The 19,786-nt window shown below is 64.1% G+C and carries 15 protein-coding genes; 12 read left to right on the plus strand and 3 right to left on the minus strand.

The annotated features are described in order from the left end of the window. The 3 genes from FBR05_07865 to FBR05_07875 form a co-directional block, all read left to right on the plus strand. Positions 1-845: FAD-dependent oxidoreductase (locus FBR05_07865; GenBank protein ID MDL1872110.1), on the plus strand; the 845-nt coding region annotated here is incomplete at its 5' end. Between the two features lie 59 nt (positions 846-904). After that, a complete protein-coding gene (locus FBR05_07870; GenBank protein ID MDL1872111.1) occupies positions 905-1,879 on the plus strand; it encodes a deoxyhypusine synthase in 975 nt (324 codons plus the stop codon). A gap of 18 nt (positions 1,880-1,897) precedes the next feature. Next, on the plus strand, positions 1,898-2,242 hold the full coding sequence (locus FBR05_07875; protein ID MDL1872112.1) for a DUF3147 family protein: 345 nt from the start codon (positions 1,898-1,900) through the stop codon (positions 2,240-2,242). Positions 2,243-2,258: 16 nt separating this feature from the next. Here FBR05_07875 and FBR05_07880 read toward each other — a convergent pair whose 3' ends face one another. Further along, positions 2,259-8,456 carry a hypothetical protein gene (locus FBR05_07880; GenBank protein ID MDL1872113.1) on the minus strand — a complete coding sequence of 2,066 codons (6,198 nt, stop codon included), beginning with the start codon at positions 8,454-8,456 and terminating at the stop codon, positions 2,259-2,261. Between the two features lie 190 nt (positions 8,457-8,646). On the opposite strand from FBR05_07880, the gene FBR05_07885 reads away from it, so the two are divergent. The 4 genes from FBR05_07885 to FBR05_07900 all read left to right on the plus strand — a co-directional run bounded on the left by FBR05_07885 (position 8,647) and on the right by FBR05_07900 (position 11,448). Next, a complete protein-coding gene (locus FBR05_07885; GenBank protein MDL1872114.1) occupies positions 8,647-9,666 on the plus strand; it encodes a hypothetical protein in 1,020 nt (339 codons plus the stop codon). 2 nt (positions 9,667-9,668) lie between these two features. Continuing rightward, positions 9,669-10,763 carry a hypothetical protein gene (locus FBR05_07890; GenBank protein ID MDL1872115.1) on the plus strand — a complete coding sequence of 365 codons (1,095 nt, stop codon included), beginning with the start codon at positions 9,669-9,671 and terminating at the stop codon, positions 10,761-10,763. A gap of 62 nt (positions 10,764-10,825) precedes the next feature. Then, positions 10,826-11,122: a nucleotidyltransferase family protein gene (locus tag FBR05_07895; protein ID MDL1872116.1), complete on the plus strand. Its 297-nt coding sequence runs from the start codon at positions 10,826-10,828 to the stop codon at positions 11,120-11,122. Further along, positions 11,119-11,448, plus strand: a complete 330-nt coding sequence (locus FBR05_07900; protein ID MDL1872117.1) for a DUF86 domain-containing protein — start codon at positions 11,119-11,121, stop codon at positions 11,446-11,448. The genes FBR05_07895 and FBR05_07900 overlap by 4 nt, the downstream gene beginning before the upstream one ends. A gap of 42 nt (positions 11,449-11,490) precedes the next feature. Here the strand turns inward: FBR05_07900 and FBR05_07905 are convergent, their stop codons facing one another. After that, the gene (locus FBR05_07905; GenBank protein MDL1872118.1) at positions 11,491-12,894 is read right to left on the minus strand and encodes an MBL fold metallo-hydrolase; all 1,404 of its coding nucleotides are present in this window, start codon (positions 12,892-12,894) and stop codon (positions 11,491-11,493) included. A gap of 46 nt (positions 12,895-12,940) precedes the next feature. Continuing rightward, entirely contained in the window at positions 12,941-14,266 is a 1,326-nt protein-coding gene (gene rho, locus FBR05_07910) for a transcription termination factor Rho (GenBank protein ID MDL1872119.1), read from the minus strand. 425 nt (positions 14,267-14,691) lie between these two features. Here rho and argH point away from each other — a divergent pair, with 425 nt between their 5' ends. The 5 genes from argH to FBR05_07935 all read left to right on the plus strand — a co-directional run bounded on the left by argH (position 14,692) and on the right by FBR05_07935 (position 19,781). Further along, positions 14,692-16,098: an argininosuccinate lyase gene (argH, locus tag FBR05_07915; GenBank protein ID MDL1872120.1), complete on the plus strand. Its 1,407-nt coding sequence runs from the start codon at positions 14,692-14,694 to the stop codon at positions 16,096-16,098. A 184-nt stretch (positions 16,099-16,282) separates the two neighbouring features. Next, entirely contained in the window at positions 16,283-17,554 is a 1,272-nt protein-coding gene (gene lysA / locus FBR05_07920; protein ID MDL1872121.1) for a diaminopimelate decarboxylase, read from the plus strand. Then, positions 17,555-18,379, plus strand: a complete 825-nt coding sequence (locus FBR05_07925; GenBank protein ID MDL1872122.1) for a diaminopimelate epimerase — start codon at positions 17,555-17,557, stop codon at positions 18,377-18,379. It abuts the gene before it with no gap. Positions 18,380-18,399: 20 nt separating this feature from the next. Continuing rightward, the gene (locus tag FBR05_07930; GenBank protein MDL1872123.1) at positions 18,400-19,272 is read left to right on the plus strand and encodes a 4-hydroxy-tetrahydrodipicolinate synthase; all 873 of its coding nucleotides are present in this window, start codon (positions 18,400-18,402) and stop codon (positions 19,270-19,272) included. Then, complete coding sequence (locus FBR05_07935) at positions 19,269-19,781, plus strand: hypothetical protein (GenBank protein ID MDL1872124.1); 513 nt, start codon at positions 19,269-19,271, stop codon at positions 19,779-19,781. The genes FBR05_07930 and FBR05_07935 overlap by 4 nt, the downstream gene beginning before the upstream one ends. Positions 19,782-19,786: the final 5 nt, after the last annotated feature.

Genomic DNA, 19,786 nt, shown 5'->3' on the forward strand with positions numbered 1-19,786 from the left:
CCGAGGACGGACGCGTGCTTTTCTTATTACCCTGGCTGGGCCATACCCTGGTGGGCACCACCGACAACCCGGCCAAGATCGAAAGCAATCCCAAGCCGACGGATGAGGACATCGAGTACATCCTCCGCCACATCCAGCAGTACTTCGACGTGCCCGTCTCGCGTCAGGACGTGCTCTCGGCCTGGTCCGGCCTTAGGCCCCTGGTCTCCAACCCCAAGGCCTCCGATACGGCGGGACTCTCGCGCGACCACATCGTCCACGTCAGCGACTCGGGCCTGCTGACCGTCACCGGCGGGAAGTGGACCACCTACCGCAAGATGGCGCTGGACGCGGTGGACCACGCGATCAAGGTCGGTCACCTCGCGCCGCTCGGCCCCTCGCGCAGCGAGGTGGTGCCGCTGATGGGCGCGGTCGGTTATACCGAGGACCTGCCGGAGCGCCTGCGGAAGGAATTTGGCCTCCCCGAGGACGTCGCAAGGCACCTGGCCAAGGCCTACGGGGCCCTGGCCCGCGAGGTCGCGACCCTCGCCCGCGAGGGTTATGGCCAGCGCTTGGCCGAGGCCCACCCCTACCTCGAGGCCGAGGTGGTCTACGGTATCCGCCGCGAGATGGGTTACACGATCACCGACGTCCTGGCCCGCCGCACGCGCCTGGCTTTTCTCGACATCGTCGCGGCCCGCCGCGCCCTGCCGCGCGTCCTCGAGATCATGGGCGACGAGCTGGGCTGGGATCCGGCGCGCCGCCGCGAGGAGGAGCAAAGGTTCGAGGATTACCTCTCCGACTTGCCCGACTTCGCCAAGCCGCAGGAAAACGGCGCCGAGGCCCGCGCGGCGCGATCCGCTTGACTTTTCGCGTCCCGGCTTTCTAAATCTCCGTAAATTTCAATATCGATAGGAATCCCCTTATGACCGGTCCCGTCTCGCAATTCATCAAGAAGCACTACCGCCACTTCAACGCCGCCGCCCTGGTGGACGCCTCCGAGGGCTACGTGCGTCACCTCGACAAGGGCGGCAAGATGTTCGTCACGCTCGCCGGCGCTATGAGCACCGCCGAGTTGGGCCTCTCGCTGGCCGAGATGATACGCCAGGACAAGGTGCACGGAATCTGCTGCACGGGCGCCAACCTCGAGGAGGACGTCTACAACCTGGTCGCCCACGACCACTACGAGCGCATCCCCAACTACCGCGACCTGACGCCCGAGCAGGAGAAGGCCCTGCTCGACCGGCATTTGAACCGCGTCACCGACACCTGCATCCCCGAGCACGAGGCGATGCGGGTCATCGAGAAGATCTGCGTCGACGCCTGGCAGGAGGCCGAGGCCAAGAAGGAGCGCTTCTTCCCGCACCAGTTTTTCTACAAGATCCTGCTTTCCGGAAAATTAAAGGGCTCCTACCAGATCGAGCCCAAAAACAGCTGGCTGTTGGCCGCGGCCGAGAAGAACCTGCCGATGTTCGTACCGGGCTGGGAGGACTCGACCCTGGGCAACATGTACGCGGGGCACGTGATCGAGGGCGACGTGAAGAACGTCCACACCGTGCGCACCGGCATCGAGTACATGATCGAGCTGGCCGACTGGTACACCAAGCTCACCAAGAACCACTCGCTGGGCTTCTTCCAGATCGGCGGCGGCATCGCCGGCGACTTTCCGATCTGCGTCGTGCCGATGCTGCACCAGGACCTGCAGCGCCCCGAGGTGCCGCTTTGGGGCTACTTCTGCCAGATCAGCGACTCGACGACGAGCTACGGCTCCTACTCCGGCGCGGTCCCCAACGAGAAGATCACCTGGGGCAAGCTGGGGCTGGAGACGCCGAAGTACATCATCGAGAGCGACGCCACCATCGTGGCGCCCTTGATGTTCGCGTATATCTTGGGGTGGTAGGGGTGAAACCCCGAAATGATGCACTTCCTGCTTAAAACTCTGATCTCCGCCCTGCTGATCGCCGCGATCTCCGAGATCGCCAAGCGCCACACGTGGTTCGCCTCGATCATCGCCTCGCTGCCGGTCACCGCCGTCCTCGCCATGATTTGGCTCTACTACGACACCCGCGACGCCCAGCGCGTCTCAGCCCTCTCCTACGGCGTCTTCTGGATGGTCGTGCCCTCGCTGGCCTTTTTTCTCGTCCTACCCCTCCTGCTCAGACACCTCCCCTTCGCGGTCGCGATGCCGCTTGGCCTCGCCGTCATGGTGGGGGCGTATTTTCTCTACGGCGCCTTGCTCGCCAAGGCGGGGATCAAGATTTGAAAGGAAAGTTCCGGCCCTATTCCTCGCGGAGCCTCAACTCCCCGCCCAGGGCGTCGTAGAGCTCGACGATCACGCGGACGGCGTCATGGACCTCGCCCTCGACGTTCATCCGGCCCTCCTCGATGGCGGCTTGCATTTCTCGCAGGCTCAAGCCCCCCTGGCCCAAGGTATCCGTGGAGATGTCCACGACGCGGTCCGCGGAATACTCCGACAGGCTTTCTTCCAACTCCGCCGCGCTCATCTCGCGAGAGAGGACCTCGAGGGCGTCGAGGGAGTCCCTCCAATTCGCCAGGCTGGAGAGCCACATACCCCGGTTGTTGCGCAGGCTTCGCTCCACGTCACGGATGGCGGCGTCGCCTCCGGCGCTCAGCTCCTCGGCCGTCAGGCGTTCTCCCACGGCGAGGGCGGCGATCTCGAACAGGATCCCGGTCCGGTTTCGGCTCATCGTCTCGCCTTGATGAAGGCGAAATTGGCGGAGCAACTCCGCGATGCGCCGTTGCCGCGGCTCCGGCAAGGCGGCTCCCTCGCCGGCCATGAAAACCTCGATTTCCTCCGCCAAGGCCCGTTGCTGGATGACGCGGAGGTCCGCGATCAACTGCGCCTGACTGGCCTCCCGATTGAGGCGCCGCGAAAGCCGTTGCGGCCCCTCAAGGCCCAGGTTCAAGAAATCCACCATGGCCTCGCTCCAGGGCTCGGCCTCGCCCGGGGTCTCGACGCGAGCGCCGGCGGGAGGCGCAGCCTCCGTTCTGCCGGGCGCCGAGGGGAAGGGACGCAGGCGCCGGGCGGACAAGGCGCCGCCGCCGCGCAGCGCGCTCATCCCGGATTCGAAGACCTGCTCCCGGCCCGCGGCCGTCTCGCGCACCGTCAGGGTCCAAGGCACGCCGGTGCGGTCCAGCGTCTCCCGCAGCCGCAGGATCCAGCGCGAATCGACGCTGGGCGCGGTGATTCGGTAGTCCATCCCCTCCAAGTCGTGCTGGCGGACCAATAGGCCGTGGCGGAATACCTGCAGCAAAATCTTGCCGATCTCCTCCGATCCCGGGGAATAGTTGGAGCGCCGCGAGACCTTGACTTCGGCCAGGCGCCGCCGTCCCGCGACGGTTCGATAGACTTGGTCCACCTCGGAGGCCTGCTGCCGGGTGTAATCGTAGCCGCGGTTCTCGAAGAGCGGACGAACCTCGCGCTCGATGAACTCCCGCTGCTCCAGCGGGAGGCGATGCCAACGAATCCGCAACGGCGCCCCCATCCACACGCGTTCCACCGCCGGATCCAGGGCCGTACGCAGGGCCTCTTGGTACTCGCCGTGGGTGCCTTGGACGGGGTTTTCCTCGAGGCCGAGGTACTTCGCGTTGCCGGGGACAGGCAAGAAGCCGTGCTCGTAGCCGCGGACCCCCAAATCGTGCAGGAAGGCCACACCGCTCAGCACCTCCTCCATCCCGCCGCGCAGGCGAAGCGCCTCGGGATTCGCCAAAAACACCGCGAGATTTCTCCGCTGCGCCTGAGGCAGGGCCAAGAGGAGCAAATAAAGGCCGCGCTGCGCGTTTTCGGAAAGCGCCGCGAAGCGGGACTGCGCCGTCTCGCTCATGCCGTCGAGGGAGGCGCGATTGAAGGCCTGGATCTCTTCCCCCGTGGGCTCGCGCAGGGCCTCGTCCAAGGAGCGCAGACAGGCGCGGATCGACTCGGCCTCCGCGGGTTCCGCCCCGGGCAAACGACCCTCGAGGGCGGCGCGCACGGCGGCGAATTCCTCTAAGGTCGGCGGCACGATGAGCCGGCGCTGCATCTCGTTGGCGCGCAGGTAGCCCTCGATGCGCGCCACCGGCAAGCCGGATCCGTCGGGGATCCAGGAGGCGAGCCGCGGGGGACGCGCTGGAATCGGGCTGGGACGGGAAGGTGGCGGCGTCGGACGGGCTTCGCCCGGGGACAAGGTCGCGACCTCGATCGGCGTCGCGATCTCTTGAGGGCGTGAAGGCTGCTCAAGCGTTTCGACGTCGGCGACAGGCGCCGGCTCCGAAACTGAAGCGCGAGCCGTGGCATTTTGTTCCACCTCCCCCGCCGGCGGGATTTCCGGCGCCCGAACTTCTTCGGCCAGGGGAGGCCGAAGAGACTCCGGTTCGGGAACGAAGGAAGGAAGTTCCACGGCGGGCGGCGACGAGGCTTCGGCGGGTTGAGGGGATTCCGCGCGCTCTCCCGGACTTGCGGAGGGCAGCGGGGCCTCGCTTACGCGCGGCTCGGGCCGGGCGGCCCGACCCGGCGCGCGCCGCAAGGAACGAGGCGCCGTGCGACCCGCGGGCGCACCTCCGGCGGCCGCTCGAGGGGCCATGCCTTCCAGAAGGGCGAGGTATTGATCCAAGGTGCGAATCCGGCTTTGGCTTGCCAGCTCGCGGCGATTCAGGCCGAGTCCGTTCAAGGACTCGCCGCTGAGGAAGGACTCGTTACCCAGCCCTTGTTCGCGGACGAGGCCCCGCAGCCGCGGCAGAAAATCCGCGGGCAGCCGGTGGACTTGCTGCCGCAATTCCGCGGCCATCGCCAGGGGATCGCCGATCGTCAGGGAGAGGCGGCGCTCAAGGCAATTCAGGACGCGAAGGACGGCCTCGCGACGCGACAGGCCCGTCAAGTCTTCCCGCAAGGCCTCCAGCTCGTCGACCGGCGTCGATTCGGGGGGCATCCTCTGGGGAGAGATTTCAACGGAACTCTCGGAACGAAGCGAAATCGTCTCGAGCGGCTCCTGCTCCAAGCGGGCAGGACGGGAAAAGAGCGCGGTCAGGCCGCGTCCGGGGACGAGGCCGGTCGAGAAGGACTCCACGGAAACCTGCCGATAACCTCCGTCCCTCTGGGGCAGCATCAAGGGAGCCGTGATTTCCAACTCCGAGAAAACCGGCGCGGGGGGCGGCAGGAGGGTGGGACGGCGCTCGACGCGAGGCGCTTCCTCCGAGGCGACGGTTTCGGAGCTCGGCGCGGCGACGGCGGGGCGGGAGCGACGTTCCCAGGCCCGCTGCTCGGCCAAGACCTCCGCGAAGGGCGCCTCGCGCCGGATCCTCGCCTCGAAGGAGTCGAAGAGCTCCGTCCATTGCTGCGGACTGAGCCGGGCCGGATCGCCCGCCAAAACCTGCTCGAGGACGTCGAGGGCGCTGAAGCTGCGGCCTAAGCTCCAGCCGCGGGTGGGCGCCAACTCGCGGAACAGGTTCATCGCGCGGCGCACCACCGGACCCATCTCGGGATCCGACTCAAGCCACTCGGCCAGGCGTGCCAAGATCCGCGCGCGCGAGGCGGTACGGAAGTCGCGCTCGACGTTACGCAGGCTCGTCCCGCGCCCTAGGTGCTCGGAGAGTAACCGGACGGCCTCCATGGCCCCCTCTGCGGAAACGCCCTGTTCGCGCAGGGCGCGGACTTGGAAATACAGACGGCGGGCGGCCTCGGCGCGCTCCGGGTCTCGCTCCATCAAGCGGCCGATCTCGGCATCTAATAGCCTAAGACTCCCTCGCACCTCGCCCCAGTGGGCCTGCGAGCGTGCTGGCACGGCGGAGCGTTCCGCCACTCCCGGCCCTTCAGCGATCGGGCGGCCCACGAATGCGCGGCTGGGATCCTGGGCTTCGGGCATTGCCTCTCCGGGCCTGGGTTCCGACACGGATTCGGCGGTTGAAGCGGAGGTCCTTGGAGAAGTTCCGCGAGGCCTCGAGGAATCGCCTCCAAAATCGAGGTTGGAACCTCCTGAGGCGGGTCCAGAGGATCCCCTATCTGGAGCGGCAGGTGCCGGAGGACTATTCGGACCTCCGCGAGACAACTCCCTACGCCGCGGCGTAGGGTCCACGATCCCACGATCTTCCCGGTGGCCAAAGGTGCGAATTAATTTTTGTACCAGCCCCCCCAAAGATATCCGACTTCTATTACCCATCCACGATCTTAGATGCGTTTGAGAGTATGCGACGGAGAGCAGTCGGCTGCCCACATTACCCATCTCATCTGGGATAATCTGATAGTAGGCCAAGTTGAGCCGCTGAATAAGCTCTTGAACCCCTTGAAGAAGCCGGGGAAACCTCAATCCGACCTCGATCCGTTCGCGGGTGTGAGTCTCCCCTTTGAGAAGGTCCCAGGCCTCCCCCGAAAATTGCTCCCTTCGAGGACTGGCAGAATCCTGGGGATCCAAATATTTCGGTCTTGTCTCCGCCCGGTATTCCCAATGCCGCTCGATCAAGAATTGATAAACCTCCTGGGCAGCCTCCCAAGGTTCTGCATGACGGATCTCTTCGTACAAATTCGCCAAGGCCACCTCAATCTCACTATCGAGCGAAAACTCCCGCTCCCTCAGCTCGAAAGATGCGGTTCGGCGTTCACGACGTGGAATGAGCTCGAATAACTGCACCGCGGGACTGACGCCGAGCAGACGCCGGTGCGGCGGCCGAAGGCGCATGCCCGGCGGCACGACCGGAGTCACCGTAGATTCGCGAGCTGGCGGGACGGTTTCCATCGTCGCCTCGGTTGCCAGGTCAAGACTTTCCACCGGGAGCTCGGGCGCCTCGAGCTCCTGGCGCGTTGGGACCTCGGCGGCCGGCGCCGCGCTGGGCAAGGTCTCGGAGACCGAGATGACGGTCGGATGGGGGGCTTCGGAAACCGATTCCGCTTCCGCGCCCGCCGCGACGGGTTCGGGGGCCGCGACGGAAACCTCGGAGGGCGCTTCGGGTTCGGCGAGCTCGGGAGAGAGGACGTAGGGGCGCTTTCCTGCCTCCGTGATCTCGAAGCGCGCAAGGGTCCCCAAGGCACTGATCTCCAAGCGGGCCCGCATCGTGGGACCGCCGTTGCGAAGCCGCTGCAGGATGAAATGCCGATCGCCCGCAAGGTTCTCGGCCTCGCCGTCGAAATCGACGGGGGAGACGCCTTCCTCGAAGATGCGGCGCAGTCCCGCCTCGATGCGGCGTATCGTATCGCGGGGGATCTCGCTCCGGTGGAAAATCTCCACCTGTACCGGGATGTTTTCCACGCGCAGCGTGCGCGTCTCGACGAAGCGCCGCGGCGGTCCGCCGAAGCCGCCGCCGAACCCAATCCCCATGAGCGTCCACAGCGGGGCGTAGGCGGCGCCCCGGCCAAGGCGGCCGAGCCGGCGCGCCCAAGAGACGAGACGTTCCGGGACATAGTCGCGCAGGGGCCGCTGGAAGGCCACCCGCGGAGCCCGCGCGCCGTCGGCCTCCAAGGCCGTCGCCCGACGCTCCAGCTCCTGCTCGAGGCGCTGGAGCCGCGGGCCGGAGACCTCGCGGGCCAGGCGGCCGCCGACGTGGAATTGCAGCAAGGTACCCAGGGCGTCGGTGATCGAGGTCGCGCCGTCGACGTGAGGACGTAGACCCAGCCGCGCCTCGAGGTCGTGGCTGAGCAGGATCCCGCCGAAGAGCGCCGCCTGAGGCAGGGCCGCTTGGGTGAATCTTCCCAGAATGGAGGGATGGGGGCCGATGCGGGAGACGCCGAGCCGCGCCAGGGCGCCGGTCAGCTTGAGGGCCCCCAGGGTCAGGGTCCCAGCGGCGTATTCCTGCCAGAGGGCGCGGGCGCTCCAATCCTGCGTTCGGCCCAAGGCCGCGTTGGCGGCGCGCACCGAACCGGTGAAGGCCACCGACTCGACGCCGAAGCCGGCGACGTTCGCCAAGCCCCGCGCTACCCAAGGCCGCGAGAGAAATCCCGAGCCCGCGCTCAGGCGGCTCAAGGCCGCGAGGCGCGTCATGCGAAAGGCCAGGCCGGCACCGGCCATGCCGGCGATCATCGCCGGGTCCGAGGCCTGAGCCGCCAGCCGTCGGCCGAGAAATTCCATGCGAGGCAGGACGGCCCCGCGTCCGAGAATGGCGTCGAGCCGCGCCCTCGCCCGCTCCTGTAGGGGCCCTTCGCGAAGGGCCCCCGCGACGACGGCAAAGACCCCGGCCGCCGCATCCAGCCTCTCCGCGTTCTCCAAACGAATCCCTAGCGAGATCAATCCCTCCCCGAGGGCGCGCGCCTCGCGCTCCGCCGCCAGGCTGAGGATCTCCTCGACAGCACCCTCGCCCAGCCGGCCTTGGATCTCCCGCCGCTCGCTCGCGCTCAAGCGCCCCCAGGCCTCGCGCAGGCTCCCCGCGCCGCCCTCGCCCAGGGCGCGACTCAGGGGGCCCGGTTGCTCGGTATTTTCCATGGCGCGGGCCAAGAGCAGGGCCGTCTCCGCCGCAGGCGAAGCCGCGCCCGAACCGGAGTCCCAAGGCAATTCCATTGAATGTCGGGAAAGAAAGGAAAAATCCCGAGGTCTCCCAAATCCCTGAACCATAACGGCTCCGATGCATTGGGCCCCCGGAATGAATTTTTCAAAAGGCAGATCTGGAATTTGATCGACCGGCCGCGAGAAATGTTGCTTTTAGCCGTGAAAATGCCCATGATTCCCTTTCCAACACCAGGAGGCTGCCATGGGCATTATCGATTTTCTCAAAAAACAGGCTATCGAGGTCATCGAGTGGACCGACGACTCCGGCGACACGCTGGTCTACCGCTTCCCCGTCCACCAAAACGAGATCAAGATGGGCGCCAAGCTCACCGTCCGCGAGGGGCAGAACGCCGTCTTCGTCTGCCAGGGCCAGATCGCCGACGTCTTCAAGCCCGGCCTGCACACCCTGCAGACGCAAAACATCCCGATCATCACCAAGATCCTCTCTCTGCCCTACGGCTTCAACTCGCCCTTCAAGGCCGAGGTCTATTTCGTCAGCACGCGGCAGTTCGTCGACCAAAAGTGGGGCACCACCAACCCCATCATGCTGCGCGACAAAGAATTCGGCATGATCCGGCTGCGCGGCTTCGGGATCTACTCGATCAAGGTCTCCGACCCGGCGCTGTTCATGAAGGAGATCGTCGGCACCGACGGCCACTTCACCACCGACGAGATCACCGGGCAGCTCAAGCGCATCGCGGTCAGCGGCTTCAGCGACTTCGTCGCCACCTCGGGCATCCCCGCCTTGGACCTGGCCACGCACTACGACGAGCTCTCCGCCGGCGTGAAGGCCAAGCTGCAGCCCGAGTTCCAGACCCACGGCGTCGAGCTGGTGAAATTCATCGTCGAAAATCTCTCGCTCCCGGAAGAGGTCGAGAAGATGATCGACAAGCGCACGCAGATGGGCGTGGTCGGCAATCTTCAACAGTACACGCAATTCCAGACGGCGCAGGCCATCGAGGAGGCGGCCAAGAACCCCGGCGGCATGGCGGGCATCGGGCCCGCGATGGGCGCGGGCTTCGCGATGGCCAACCAGATGGCCCAGAGCATGGCGGCCGGACAACAAGCGGCGGCCAACCCCGCGCCGTCCGCGGCGGCCCCGGCGGCGGCCGCCGGAGCGGCGGGCGCGGCGACGACCGGCGCCAAGTTCTGCGTGGAATGCGGCGGCGCCCTACCCGCCGAGGGCAAGTTCTGTCCGCATTGCGGTAAGCCCCGGGGTTAGCGATGTCCGAGCCTCCCGTGGACGCCGGCGCGGGGACGAATACCCCGACCTCCTCGACAGAGAAATACCCCTGCGGGACCTGCGGCGGCCTCCTCAACTTCGATCCTAAGTCCGGAAAGCTCAAGTGCCCCTACTGCGGCGCAGAGGAGGCCGTGCCGGAGTCTCCGCAGACCGCCGTCGAGGAGCACTCCTTCGAGAGTTTCTTAAGCCGGGTCAAAACCCAGTCCTGGGGATTGCAGCTCGCCTCCATCCAATGCCAATCCTGCGGGGCCGTCACCCAAACCAACGACAGCGTCTCGGCGATGAACTGCCCCTTCTGCGACCACCCCATGGTGCTCGACGACTCCCGGCTCGAGGCCGACGCAATCCGCCCGGAGAGCGTTCTGCCTTTCGCCGTCGATCCCGCGCGCCTGGCCGAGGGACTGCGGGCCTGGATCCGCCGTCACTGGTTCGCCCCCTCCGACCTGAAGAGATACTGGCAGAAGGGCAGGATCCGCTCGATCTACCTCCCCTACTGGACCTTCGACGCCCGGACCCACACCCAGTGGACCGCGGAGGCCGGCCACTATTACTACGTGCGCGAAAACAACCAGCAGGTCCGCAAGGTGCGCTGGGAGCCGGCCCGCGGCGAGCGGGACGATTTCTTCGACGACGAGCTGCTCTGCGCCTCGAAGGGCCTCGCGCCGGCGCTGCTGCGGCAGATCGAGCCCTTCCCCACCAAGGAATTGAAGCCCTACCGTTCGGAGTACCTCGCGGGGCACCTGTGCGAGCGCTACGCCCTGGGGCCGAAGGAGGCCTGGCGTGGCGCGCAGGATCGCATCTACGCCAAGCTGCAGGCCTACTGCGCGGGCGACGTCCCCGGCGACACGCAGCGCAATCTGCAGATCCACCCGACCTTCAGCGACATCAAGATCAAGCATACGCTGCTGCCGGTCTACATCGGGCACTATTATTATAAGGGGAGGGATTTCCCGTTTTACGCCAACGGGCAGACGGGGAAAATCGGGGGGAAGACGCCGATCAGCTGGCTGAAGGTGCTAATGGTAGTTTTTGGAATTTTATTTTTACTGATTCTCTACGGGTATTTTGGGGATTAGCAGGGAGAACCCCAAGGAAAAATGAATTTCCCCCCTTCTCAGGATTGAGTTATATTTGCATTATGACTCCGAAACTTGAGCCGAAAATCCTCCGACATAGGGCCGAAATTCTCAATTTGGCCGCCAAGCATGGCATCAAAAACCTCCGGGTCTTCGGCTCCTTTGCTCGCGGCGAGGCGAAGGAAGACAGCGACCTCGATCTTCTGGTTGAATTGGAGCCCGAACGCAGCCTCTTGGACCGAATCGGTTTTCTTCAGGATGTCGAGGATCTTTTGGGAAGAAAAGTGGATGTCGTCAACGAACGGGCCTTGCACTGGTACATTCGCGACCGCGTCTTAAATGAAGCCGTTCCCTTATGAAAAAAGACGACCAACTCTATCTAATACATATTGCCGATTGTATCGCTAAAATCGAAAGCTATACTTCTCAAGGGCGCGAAGCATTCCTCAAAGACCCGATGATTCAGGATGCCGTCATCCGTAATTTTGAAATTATCGGCGAAGCCGTCAAAGGTCTTTCCGAATCGTTTAAACAGCGGCATACCGAAATCGAATGGCGCAAGGTCGCCGGGTTTCGCGATGTCCTGATTCATGATTACATGGGAGTGGACGTCGAGGAAGTCTGGAAAATCATCGAAGGCCCGCTGGTCCAGCTCAAGACAAAAATACAGTCTTGTCTCTCCTAACACGCATCCCATTCTTGGGGGTTCGTCCCGAGCAAGGCGCGTTTATTCCAACTCAATGAATTGCTTCGGCATCGGCACCACGACCCCCTCGAAACCCTGTGTCTTGAGATGCCCCGCCAGGGCCAGCGACTGGTCCTCGTCGCCGTGGACGATGAAGATCCCCTTCAGCTGCTTCCCGCAGCGCTCGACGAACTGGATCAGCTCGCCGCGATCGGCGTGCGCCGAGAAGGAGTTGATCACCTCGACCCGCGCGTTGAGGTCGCGCTCGACGCCGAAGACCCGCACCCGCCGCCGGCGCTCGACGATGCGGCGCCCCAGGGTATGCTTCGCCATGTAGCCGATGATCAGGATGGTGTTGTTGGGGTTCTCCATGTTGTTGCGTAGATGGTGAACGATGCGCCCGCCCTCGCACATGCCGGAAGCCGAGATGATGATCATCGGGTCCTCGCGGCCGTTCAAGGCCATCGACTCCTCGACCTCGGTGATGTAGCGCAGGTTGGTGAAGGCGAAGGGGTCCTTGCCCTGGGCGATGATGTCGCGGACCTGCTCGTCGAGCACCTGGGGGTAGAGCTTGAAGATGTCCGTCAGCCGCACCGAGAGCGGCGAATCGACATAGACGGGCATCTCCGGGATCGCCTTTTCCAAGAACAGCTGATTGAGCGTGAAGACCAAGAGCTGCGTGCGCTCGAGCGAGAAGCTCGGGATGATGACCTTGCCGCGGCGGGCGAAGGTCTCGTTGACCACGCGGGCGAGCTGGCCCTTCATCGTGGAGATCGGCTCGTGGTCGCGGTCGCCGTAGGTGCTTTCGATGATCAGGTAATTCGGCAGCACCGGGGTCTCGGGGTTGCGCATCAGCGGCATGTTCATGCGGCCCAGGTCGCCGGTGAAGGCGATGCGCGTCTTCCCGGAATCTGTCTTGACGTCCAGTTGCACCACCGCCGAGCCCAGGACGTGGCCCGCCTCCATGAAGCGGCACTTGACGTTCGGCGCCACGTCGAAATCCCTGTGATAGTCCACGGAGACGAACTGGCTCATCGCCTTCAGCACGTCCTGCTCGTCGTAGATAGGGTCGACCGGACCGAAATCCGGGTCGTAGAGCTCGTGCTTGTTGATGTACTCGGCGTCGGCCGCCTGGATGTAGGCCGAGTCCATCAGCATGATCGAGCTCAAGTCCCGCGTGGCGGGCGTCGAGAAGATGTTGCCCGAGAATCCCTTCTTGGAAAGAGTGGGAAAATTCCCCGCATGGTCGATGTGGGCGTGACTCAAGACCGCCGAGTCGATCATATTGACGTCGAAGGGAAAGGGCAGGATGCGGTTGCGGAGGATCGACTCTTTGCGATGGCCCTGAAAGAGCCCGCACTCGAGGAGCAGGCGGTGGCCCTTCATCTCCAGCACGTGCATGGAGCCGGTCACGGTCCGGACGCCACCTAAGAAAAGAAGTCTCAAAGAAGGGAACCTTGTCTTTGTAGGGGCGGGCGCGCCCGCCCCGCTATTACTGGTTCATGGAATCGATGAATTCTTTGTTCGTCTTCGTGTGCTGCAGCTTGTCGAGGATGAACTCCATCGCGTCGACCGAGTTGAGCGGCGCGAGCAGCTTGCGCAGGATCCAAACCCGGTTGAGGACCGCGTCGTCCAGCAGCAGCTCTTCGCGCCGCGTGCCGGACTTATTGATGTCGACGCAGGGGAAGATGCGCTTTTCCATCAACTTGCGGTCGAGATGGATCTCGCAGTTGCCGGTGCCTTTGAATTCTTCGAAGATGACCTCGTCCATACGCGATCCGGTGTCGATCAGGGCGGTGGCGATGATGGTCATCGAACCGCCCTCTTCGATATTGCGCGCGGCGCCGAAGAAGCGTTTGGGTTTGTGCAAGGCGTTGGAATCGACGCCGCCCGACAGGATCTTACCGGAAGGCGGGACAACCGTGTTGTAGGCGCGCGCCAGGCGCGTGATGCTGTCGAGCAGGATGACGACGTCGCGCTTGTGCTCGACCAGGCGCTTGGCCTTCTCGAGAACCATCTCGGCGACCTGCACGTGGCGGGAGGCGGGCTCGTCGAAGGTCGAGCTGATGACCTCGCCCTTGACGCTGCGCTGCATGTCGGTGACCTCTTCGGGACGCTCGTCGATCAAGAGGACGATCAGGATCACCTCGGGGTGGTTTTTGGTGATCGCGTTGGCGATATTCTGCATCATCATCGTTTTACCGGTGCGGGGCGCCGCGACGATCAGGGCGCGCTGTCCCTTGCCGATCGGGGTCAGCATGTCGATGATCCGCGAGGTGTAATTTTTGGGCTCGTTCTCCATGTGCAGCCGCGAGTTGGGATAGAGCGGCGTCAGGTTGTCGAACAGGATCTTGTCGCGGGCGACCTCGGGATCCTCGAAGTTGACGGACTCGACCTTAAGCAGGGCGAAATAACGCTCGGACTCTTTGGGGGAACGGATCTGGCCCGAGATCGTATCGCCGGTGCGCAGGTTGAAGCGGCGGATCTGCGAGGGCGAAACGTAGATGTCGTCGGGACCCGGCAGATAGTTGTAGTCGGGGGCGCGCAGGAAGCCGAAGCCGTCGGGCAGGGTCTCGAGGACGCCCTCGCCGAAGACGATGCCGCGCTTTTCGGTCTGGTTTTGCAGGATCGAGAAGATCAACTCTTGGCGGGTCATGCCGGCCGGATTTTCCACGCCGAAATCCTTCGACATGTTGATCAGGTCGTTGATCTTCATTTCTTTCAAATCTTTGAGGTTGAGCAGATTTCCGCCCTCGGCCGGCTCTTCGAAGGGCTCGTCGGCGACGTCGGGGATCTCGCCCGGGGTGTCGGTGATCATCGGAGGCGGCTGGTGGCCCTCGCCGTTGCGCTTGGGGGTGTGACGGCGACCGGCGCCGCGGCGGGTTTTGTTCTCGTATGTTTTGTTTTCTGGCATAGGAATGATCGCTTGGAAATGCGGCCCCTGGACGGGGAATTATGGATTGAAAGACATTCGCTTGAGAGGCTGGGAGGCCGCCTCAAGAACCTTTTCAAGAATTGGGGATTTCGTTCAGACAGTAGGCTGGTCGGGATTTAAACTCAAACCGAGTATCTGTCTTTCTATTCTAGGCACGATTATGTGGAGACCCCCTTGGAGTGTCAAGAGATAAAATTCGTTGCGGCGGGGCTGCCTCTTTCCCGGGATCCTCGATATTTTGCTTATATTGGATAACTTGACAGGGCCGAATGCAACCTTTAAGGCCAAGGAAAAGCCAAGGGAATGTCATGAAAAACCGAAAACTTTGGGGAGGCCGCTTCAAAAACGCATCGCTGGCCGAGGTCGACGCCTTCAACGCCTCGGTCGCCTTCGACCGCCGCCTCTATTTCTACGACATCGCGGGCAGCATCGCCCACGCCAAGATGCTGGGCAAGCGGGGGATCATTAAAAAGTCCGAGGCCGCCAAGATCGTGGCCGGCCTGAAGAAGGTCCTGCGCCTCATCGAGGCGGGGAAATTCCGCTGGGAGGTGGCGAAAGAAGACGTCCACCTCAACATCGAGTCCAAGTTGACCGAGCTGATCGGCCCCGCCGGCGGCAAGCTGCATAGCGCCCGCTCCCGCAACGACCAGGTGGCGACCGACCTGCGCCTCTACTGCCGAGACCAGATCGGCGAAATCGTCCTCGCCCTGCTCCAATTCCAGCGCGCCCTCCTCGACCAGGCCAAGAAAAACGTCGACCTCCTGATGCCAGGCTACACCCATCTGCAGCGCGCCCAGCCCATCTCGGTCGCGCATTATCTGATGGCCTACTACGAGATGGCCGACCGCGACCTGCGCCGCCTGCTCGACTCGATGCCGCGGGTCAACACCCTCCCGCTCGGCGCGGGCGCCCTGGCCGGGACCACCTTCCCCATCGACCGCGAGTTCGTCGCCCGCGAGCTGGGCTTCTCCGCGGTGGCCCGCAACAGCCTCGACGCGGTCAGCGACCGCGATTTCGTCGTCGAGACCCTGTCCAATTTGGCGATGATCATGATGCACCTCTCGCGACTGGCCGAGGAGTGGATCCTCTGGACTTCGCAGGAGTTCCAATTCCTCCAACTGCCCGAAGGCTACTGCACGGGCTCGTCAATGATGCCGCAGAAGGTGAACCCCGACGTCCTCGAGCTGATCCGCGGCAAGACCGGGCGGGTCTACGGCTCGCTGACGACCCTGCTGACCCTCATGAAGGGCCTGCCGCTCGCCTACAACAAGGACATGCAGGAAGACAAAGAGCCGCTCTTCGACGCCGTCGACACGGTCCTCGATTGCCTGCGCCTCGCCGCCCCGATGGTCGCCAAGACCCGCTTCAAGGCCGACAATCTCAAGAAGGCCCTCGGCGCGGGCTTCGTCCTGGCCACCGACGTGGCCGATTACCTCGCGACGAAGGGCGTCCCCTTCCGCCAAGCCCACCGCATCGTCGGCGAGCTGGTGGCCTATTGCCAAGACAAGGGCCTTGAATTAAAGGATTTGAAGCTGGCCGATTTGCGGCGCTTTGACGCGCATTTTCAGAAGGATGTCCTCGCCTGGATCGACGACGGCCACTCGGTGGACCGCCGGGCCTCGACCGGGGGCACCGCGCGGAAGCAGGTCAGAAAACAAATCGAGGCGGCGGAAAAGGCCTTAAAGGTCGCAGAGAAGGTTTTTAAGAATAGCTAAAAAAAAATCTAACAAACCGCCCGTCCGGGGAGCCGGGGGATACCCCTCGGAACGGGTTTTGGAAAGCCCCTCACCTTAAAGCCTTTATGGCAGGGGCTTTCCAACCTTTGTCCCGGCCGGCTTGAGGCCGGGACAAAAAAGTGAAGAGGGGTATCCCCCGGCTCCCCGGACGGGCGCACCGCATATGCACCATTTTGAATATAAAAACAAAATCCTCCACGCCGAACAGGTCCCCGTCCCCAAGATCGCCAAGGCGGTCGGCACGCCGGTCTACGTCTACTCGCACGCGACCCTGACGCGGCACTTCAAGGTCTTCGACGAGGCCTTCGCCGACATCCCGCACCTGATCTGCTACTCGATGAAGTGCAACTCCAACCTGGCGATCCTCCGCACCTTCGCGGGGCTGGGCGGCGGCATCGACATCGTCAGCCAGGGCGAGCTGTTCCGCGCCCTGAAGGCCGGCTGCGACCCGCGCAAGATCGTCTTCTCCGGGGTGGGCAAGACGGAGGAAGAGATCGCCTTCGCCTTGAAGAAGAAGATCTTGATGTTCAACGTGGAGAGCGAGCAGGAGCTGGCCGCCATCGACCGCGTCGCCCGCAAGTTGAAAAAGCGCGCGCCCGTCTCGCTGCGCGTCAATCCCGACATCGACCCCAAGACGCATCCCTACATCACGACCGGGATGAAGAAGAGCAAGTTCGGCATCCAGTACGAGGACGCCCTCGAGATCTACCGGCAGGCCCGGGCCATGAAAGGCATCGAGGTGGTGGGCGTGGACTGCCACATCGGCTCGCAGCTGACCGAGGTGCAACCCTTCATCGACGCCCTGCGCAAGGTGGTCGAGCTGATCCGCCGTCTGCAGGAGCTGAAATTGGACATCCGCTATCTCGATTTGGGCGGCGGTTTGGGGATTCGCTACGACGCCGAGACCCCGCCCTCTCCCGCCGAGTACGCCGCGGCGATCAAGCGCGAGCTTGCGGGCCTCGACCTCACCCTGATCTTCGAGCCGGGCCGGGTCCTGATGGGCAACGCGGGCATCCTGGTGACCAAGCTGCTCTACACCAAGGACCGCGACAACAAGAAGTTCTACATCGTCGACGCCGCGATGAACGACCTGATCCGCCCCGCCTTCTACGACAGCTACCACGAGATCCTGCCGGTGCAGCAGAAGGCCCGCGGCAAAACCGTGGTCGACGTGGTGGGGCCGATCTGCGAATCCGGCGACTTCCTCGCCACCGACCGCGAGCTGCCCGAGTACGAGCCCGGCGAGCTGATGGCGGTGATGAGCGCGGGCGCCTACGGCTTCTCGATGGCCTCCAACTACAACACCCGCCCGCGCGCCTGCGAGGTGCTGGTGAAGGGGAACAAATTCTACGTGATCCGCAAGCGCGAGAGCTACGCCGACCTGGTGCGCGGCGAGTCGATCCCCGCGGAGCTGAAAAAGAGGAAATCGGCCTAGATGAAACTCCCCTTCACCAAGATGCACGGCCTCGGCAACGACTTCATCGTCGTCAACTGCCTCGAGGAAAACTGCCCCGACTTGGCCCAGTACGCGGCCAAGCTCTGCGACCGCCGCTTCGGGATCGGCTGCGACCAGATGCTGGTGATCCGCCCCTCCGAGCGGGCCGATTTCAAGATGGACATCTACAACAACGACGGCGGGCAGGTCGAGATGTGCGGCAACGGGATCCGCTGCGTCGCCAAGTACCTGGTCGACCACGGCGCCACCAGCAAGGACGAGCTGGCGATCGAGACCCTGGCCGGGATCATCCGGCCGCGCCTGGTGGGCGACTTAGTCGAGGTCGACATGGGCGAACCCGTCCTCGAGGGGAAGGACATCCCGACCACCCTGGAGGGAAAGATCCTCAACCGCCCCCTGGCCGTGGACGGACACAGCTTCGACATCACTTGCGTGAGCATGGGCAATCCCCACTGCGTGATCTTCGTCGACGACGTGGCCCGGGCGCCCGTGACCACCCTCGGCCCGCTGATCGAGCGGCACCCCCTCTTTCCCAAGCGCACCAACGTCGAGTTCATCCAAGTCCTGGGCCCCGCCGAGCTGAAGATGCGCGTCTGGGAGCGCGGCGCCGGCGAGACCCTGGCCTGCGGCACCGGGGCCTGCGGGGCCTTGGTGGCGGCCGTGATCACCGGCCGAGCCCAGCGCGAGGCCGTCCTGCACCTCAAGGGCGGCGACCTGCGGATCCGCTGGAGCGAGAAAAACAACCGGGTCTACATGACGGGCCCTGGGGAAGAAGTCTTTACGGGAAGCATCGAATTGAGTTAAGGCCTTCCCGAGGTGAAACCATGTTTGAAGGCTCCGGCGTCGCCCTGGTCACCCCCTTCCGCGACGGCAAAATCGACGAAAAAGCCCTCATCGCCCTGATCGACGAGCAGATCGCCGCCGGCACCAAGGTCCTGGTCCCCTGCGGGACGACGGGCGAGTCCGCCACCCTCAGCCACGAGGAACACGACCAGGTCATCGACATCACGGTCGCCGCCGCCAAGGGCCGCGCCAAGGTCCTGGCCGGCGCGGGTTCCAACTCCACGGCCGAGGCCATCCGCCTCACCCAACACGCCAAGAAGTCCGGCGCCGACGGCACCCTCCACATCTGCCCCTACTACAACCGCCCGACCCAGGAAGGCCTCTACCGGCACTTCGAGGCCGTCGCCCGAGCCACGGATTTTCCGCTGGTGCTCTACAACATCCCGGGCCGCACCGGGGTGAACATGCTCCCCAAGACGGTCGCGCGCTTGGCCAAGATCGACGGCATCGTCGGCATCAAAGAGGCCAGCGGCAACCTGGGGCAGGTCAGCGACATTGTCGAGCAGTGTCCGCCGGATTTCGCAGTGCTCTCGGGCGAGGACGCCCTCACCTTCCCCATGATCGCCCTCGGCGCCAAGGGCGCGATCTCGGTGACAGCCAACGTCCTGCCCAAGCTCTGCGCCGAGATGTTCGCGGCCGCCGAACGCGGCGACTTCGGCCGGGCCCGCCAAATCCACTACGAGCTGGCCGCAATGAACCGCGTCCTCTTCGTCGAGACCAACCCGGTGCCCGTCAAGGCGGCCTTGGGACTCATGAAGAAGATCTCACCGGAGGTCCGCCTGCCCCTGGCGCCCCTGGCCAAGGAAAGCCTGGAAGAGCTGCAAAGGGTCCTCCAATCCTATCGCCTGTTATGATGAAAGGGATCGCCCTCCTTTTTAGCCTCGCCCTGATATCCGGCCCGCTCCGGGCGCAGATCCTCGAGCAGAGCTTCACCGACACGGAGGCCGGCTTCAAGATCTCCACGCCCGGCGGCCAATGGGCCTTCGTGCCCCGCGGCATCGACCCCGGTCCGGTCCGGCTCACCATTCGCTACGAGACCCCGGTCCATCAATTCGTCCCCAACGTCACGGTCCGCGTCCAGGAGCTGGACGAGCCCAAGACCAAGCTGGAGACCTTCCTCAAGCAGGACCTCGCCGCCCTCCCCGAAACCATGGAGGTAGTCGAAAAGAAAAAGCTCCCCCTGGGCGGCCGGGAAGGCTATCATGTCTTGCTGCAAGACAAGGCCGCGCGGGTGGTCTTCCACCAGCGGGTCCTCGTCGCGAAGGGACGCAGCTACGTATTGACTTGCAGCGCCCACGCCGAGAGCTATACTCGGATGCGGAAAGACTGCCAAAAGATCCTCGAATCCTTCGAATTGCTGTAAAGGAC

This window comes from Deltaproteobacteria bacterium PRO3 (assembly GCA_030263375.1).
GTDB lineage: Bacteria > UBA10199 > UBA10199 > DSSB01 > DSSB01 > DSSB01.